Raw genomic sequence first — 3699 nt, forward strand, 5'->3', positions numbered from 1 at the left:
GGCACGAATGGGCCTCGTACATACTCTGCAGCCCCAACAGGTCCGCTGCAGGCACGGTTTCAACAACAACTCGCCGCAGAACCGCCGTAGAGCCCCTTCAGTCGCCAACAGCCCTTTCGGGCACTCCCTTACCATCAGTCGACCCCAGATCGGCCACCTACGCGCCCCCCTGTGGCTCTTTCGTCGGCGGCGGCAGCGCCAAGCTGTTCACCAAGTTAAAATAGCCCCGGCCGCCGCACTGCTGACACCGAAGTCGCGGCTCCAGCTGCTGCAGCGTCCGGTCCCAGCCGCAGTGCCGGGCGAGCTCCTCGGTGAGCAGCCAGACCCGGCGGCGGCATAGCGCGCAGCAGGCGAAAACCCTGATGAAGTGCAGGAATTGATGCAGCCGCGGCCGATCGGTGTAGAGCGCCATGTCAGTGCGGTGCCACGGTGATGGTCAGCCGGTTACCTTCACGATTCAGGCGCTCGCCACAGACCAATTGGGTCTCCGCCTCCTCTACTGTCTGGGTTCTGCCGAACCGGTGGCGCTGCAACTCTACTCGCCGGCCAGACCGGGCGCAGGCGGCGATCAGCGTGCCAGCCGCGGAGTTCACCTAAAATGTTCCTGCTATGTTCCATGGAGCGGAAGTAGCGTGCGCCGCTTTTGGTGTCGATCTGGCCAAGGTGAGGTAACCCTATTACTGCCCTGGCCTACGAACGCTGCCCAACCCATCGGGCAGACTTTGGGCAGGGCTCCCCCACTGTCGACCGCTCGATCCCAAGTTCATTTAGCAGGCAGCCGCTCGCAGCTGAATCCAGAATTTCTCGCGACTATCCGTTCTGGGAGGATCGACGGCTAGAGCTGGAAGGGCGGATCATCTCGGCCCAGGTCGCCTGCCTGGACGATCTGCGGGCCAAGATCGAGCTGATGCGCTTCAACGCGGGCCCGACCGGGCCTGGGGCTGACGACGACCTGGACGCATCGATCGCAGCTGGCTTCGACCACCTCTTCCCGCGAGGGTGAGCGCGGTACGGCCCGTGAGGCAGTAGCGATCCACATTACCTGCCATCGCATCGAGCAACCGCCCCAGGGAGACCTGGGGCGGCCTTGTTGTGAGGGCAGGTCTGGTAGCTGACGCATCGTGACCAGCGGGACCTTGCCGGAGATGCGCGGGCCGGGTTGGTCGGACGCCTGGGTGTTCCTTGTCGGTCTGGCGGAAAGCAGGACCGCACTGCGCAAGCTCATCCGAGAGCATACCTACGGCCGTTGGTCGGCGTTTGCCGAGTGGACAGCTAGGATATGGCAGACGCGGTGATCGCGGCCGGCTGGGCCCGTGACTGCCCGTGGTTCAGCAGCGGGCGTTATGCGGCGGTGAGCGGCGCGAAGAGGTGGCGGCGCTCCAGGGGCTGGCCAAGCTCATGGGGCTGTTCGAACGGATGAGTAGTTGGCTGCACTAAAACTCGGCAGCGAAAGGATAGAACCGCCGGAAGTTGGTCGTGGTGAAGATGTGCGCATCGACGATGCTGGCACCGCCCAGTGCGATGGCACCCGCCACCGAGCAGGAAGGCTGACCGGGGCAGGAAGACGGTTCGGGCCCGTTCAGGCCGCGAGCCGGTCCTTCAGCTTGTAGTAGGCGATCGAGGGCGCCAGGAACCATGGCCGGCCATAATAGAGCGGGCGGGTCTGGAAATCGAGCTGGTCCATCTCGCTGGCCCCGTCGGGGCGGCCCAGGATCTTCAGCGCCGCCTTGTGGCCGTAGAAGGTCGAGCGCGGCACGCCGTTGCCGCAGTAGCCCATGGCATAGTGCACGCCGTCCTGCACGCCGACATGGGGCAGCTCGTCGAAGGTGAAAGCGACGAAGCCCATCCAGCTATGGGTGACCTTGACGTCGCCCAGCTCCGGCCAGACCCGCACCATGGCGGTATGTAGCCGGGGCCCGCTCACCCTGGGGTCGGTCTCGCTCAGCGCCACCCGCCCGCCGAACAGGATGCGCCGGTTGTCGGGCGAGGGGCGGTAGTAATAGACCACCTTGCGCGTCTCGTGCAGCATCCGGCCCTTCGGGCAGAGCTTCGCCATCAGCGCCGGGTCCAGTTCCTCGGTCGCGATGATGTAGCTGCCGATCGGGATGAGCCGGCGTCGCCACCAGGGCATGGCCTCCTTGGTGTAGCCGTTGGTTGCCAGCACCACGTCGCCGGCCGTGATGCTCCTGTCCGCGAGCTTCACGGTGAAGCCCTTGCCATCGCGCTCGACCCCGGTGACCCGCTGGCCGGTAAACAGGGTGGCGCCCGCCGCCAGCACCCGCGCCAGGAGGCCCTGGTGATACTTCATCGGATCCAGCGCACCGCCGCCCGGGAACAGGACGGCGCCGTGGAAGGCGTCGGAGCCAACCTCCCGGTGCTGCTCGCCCTTCGGGATCGCATGCGCCTCGATCCCGAACTCGCGCTGCTCGGTCTCGGCGGCGCGGACCGCCGGCTCGAAGCGGTCGGGCGCATGGGCGCAGAGCAGATGGCCGGTGGTCCGGAAGTCGCACTCGATCCCTTCCTCGGCGATCAGGCCGGTCAGGTAGTCGTAGGCTGCGTGGTTCTCGCGCTTGAGCCGCCGCGCCTTGTCCACGCCATAGGCCCGGCTGAGCTCGGCGAAGGACGGGCCGAAGCGTGGCCCCACCTGACCGCCATTGCGGGTGCTGCAGCCAAAGCCCGGCTGCTCGGCGTCCAGGATCATGACCTGCCGGCCGGCACGGGCCAGGGTGAGCGCGGCGGACAGGCCGGTGAACCCGCTGCCGATCACTACGACCTCGGCCTGCTCCGGCGGACTGCCGGCAGAGGGGTGGGCAGGCAGGTCATGACCTTCCCACCAGTAGGGCGTGGCCTTGAGGTTCGAGGCCAGGACGGAAGCAGCCATGATTCCCGTCGACTTCCTTGGATTGGTTGAAGGAGGAGGCTCAGCCGGACCTGGCGGCACTCCGCGCGGCCGCCCGCTCCATGACGAGGAACAGGGCGACCGCGACCAGCGAGATCCCGATCAGCAGGGTGGAGATCGCAGCGATGGTCGGGTCGACCTGGTCGCGCAGCGACATGAACATCATGCGGGTGAGCACGGTGTTGGGCCCGCCGGCGACGAGCAGGCCGATCACCACCTCGTCCAGCGAGCTGACGAAGGCGAACAGCGCGCCTGCCATGACCGACATCTTCACCTGGGGCAGCACCACGTCGACGATCGCCCGCAGGCGCGACGCGCCCAGGCTGCGCGCGGCGTTCTCCAGGTTGCGGTCGAACCGGCTGAGGCCCGCCGCCACGGTGGTAACCACGAACGGGATGGCGAGCGCCACGTGGGCCAGCACCACGCCCGCGAAGCTGTCGACCAGGCCCAGGCGGATGTAGAGGAAGAATACCCCGATCGCGAGCAGGATCACCGGCATGAGCTGGGGCGAGAGCAGCACCGCCATGAGCATGGCCCGCCCGCGGCCCTCCAGCTTGTCGACGCAGTAGGCCGCGGCGAAGCCGATCGGGGTCGCCAGCACCACGGTGCACAGTGCTGCGGCGAACGAGGTACGGGTCGCCGCCATCCATTCCAGCGAGCCGAAATATGCCTCGTACCAGCGCAGCGACCAGGCGCGCGGCGGGAACTCCAGGTAGGTGGCGTCGGAGAAGCTCATCGGCACGACGATGAATACCGGCACCAGCAGGAACAGCAGCACGGCAGCCGTCAGGATGCCCAGC

General features: G+C 67.1%; 3 protein-coding genes. All 3 read right to left on the minus strand.

What is annotated here, in order from left to right; translation table 11 throughout:
* Positions 1-157: 157 nt before the first annotated feature.
* Positions 158-412 carry a hypothetical protein gene (locus EQG76_RS20315; protein WP_159716165.1) on the minus strand — a complete coding sequence of 85 codons (255 nt, stop codon included), beginning with the start codon at positions 410-412 and terminating at the stop codon, positions 158-160.
* Between the two features lie 1167 nt (positions 413-1579).
* Positions 1580-2881 (minus strand): NAD(P)/FAD-dependent oxidoreductase, encoded by a 1302-nt coding sequence (locus EQG76_RS20320; protein ID WP_159716166.1) that lies wholly within the window; start codon positions 2879-2881, stop codon positions 1580-1582.
* A 40-nt stretch (positions 2882-2921) separates the two neighbouring features.
* A partial coding sequence (locus tag EQG76_RS20325; protein WP_321573492.1) for an ABC transporter permease occupies positions 2922-3699 on the minus strand: 778 nt, incomplete at its 5' end.

This window comes from Geminicoccus flavidas (assembly GCF_009806515.1).
Taxonomy (GTDB): Bacteria; Pseudomonadota; Alphaproteobacteria; order Geminicoccales; family Geminicoccaceae; genus Geminicoccus; species Geminicoccus flavidus.